The sequence below is a fragment of the Nonomuraea lactucae genome (genome assembly GCF_003313395.1).
Taxonomy (GTDB): Bacteria; Actinomycetota; Actinomycetes; order Streptosporangiales; family Streptosporangiaceae; genus Nonomuraea; species Nonomuraea lactucae.
The window spans coordinates 1-806 of sequence record NZ_QNFZ01000375.1 but is presented as its reverse complement, the minus strand read 5'-3'; the positions used below and the strand labels follow the sequence as shown (position 1 = coordinate 806).

General features: G+C 75.2%; 2 protein-coding genes. Both read left to right on the top strand.

Annotated elements, in window-relative coordinates; all coding sequences use genetic code 11:
• A partial coding sequence (locus DQW85_RS22050) for an adenylyltransferase/cytidyltransferase family protein (protein ID WP_162795216.1) occupies positions 1 to 598 on the top strand: 598 nt, incomplete at its 5' end.
• The coding region (locus tag DQW85_RS22045; protein WP_113702126.1) for an SDR family NAD(P)-dependent oxidoreductase at positions 595 to 806 on the top strand (212 nt) is incomplete at its 3' end. The genes DQW85_RS22050 and DQW85_RS22045, both read left to right, overlap by 4 nt.

The following is an 806-nucleotide window of genomic DNA, read 5'->3' as shown; positions in this document are numbered from 1 at the left end:
CGACCGGCTCGCCGCCGCGGCCGTGCTGGCCCTGCGCGACGGCGCCGACATCGAGCAGGCCGTCACGGTCGGCGTGGGCGAGGCGTCGCGGTTCGTGGAGCGCGGCGGGGCCGCCGTTGTCAAGCTCCACGAGCAGGAGCTCGGCGACCGGCCGCGCACCGCGCTCGAGGTGGCCGAGCTCACCCGCGCGTACGGCGGGCGGCTGATCGCCACCGGCGGCTGTTTCGACCTGCTGCACGCCGGGCACGTGAGCCTCCTGCGCAGGGCCAGGGCCCTCGGCGACGCGCTCGTGGTCTGCGTGAACTCCGACGACTCGGTGCGCAGGCTGAAGGGCCCCAACCGGCCGATCGTGGACGTCCGCGACCGGACCGAGGTGCTCCGGGCGCTGGCCTGCGTGGACGCGGTGCTGGTGTTCGACGAGGACACACCGGCCGCGGCCATCGAGCTGCTCCGGCCGGACGTGTGGGTGAAGGGCGGCGACTACGAGGGCGGCGTCCTGCCCGAGTCCGGGGTGCTCGACAGGCTCGGCGCGGAGACCGTCGTGCTGAGCAGCCTGCCGGGCCGATCGACAACCAATTTGATCAGGGAGATCCGATGAACGTGTTGATCACAGGGGGCGCCTCCGGGCTCGGCATGGCCACGGCCGAGGCCGTGCGGAAGGAGGGCTGGCGGCCCCTGGTCGTCGACGTGCGCGAGCCGGTTCCCGGCCAGGACGTCGACCACGCGGTCGCCGACCTGGCCGACCGCGCGCAGGCCGGGCGGGCGGTCCGGGAGCTGGCCGAGCGGGCCGGCGGGCTCGACGGGGT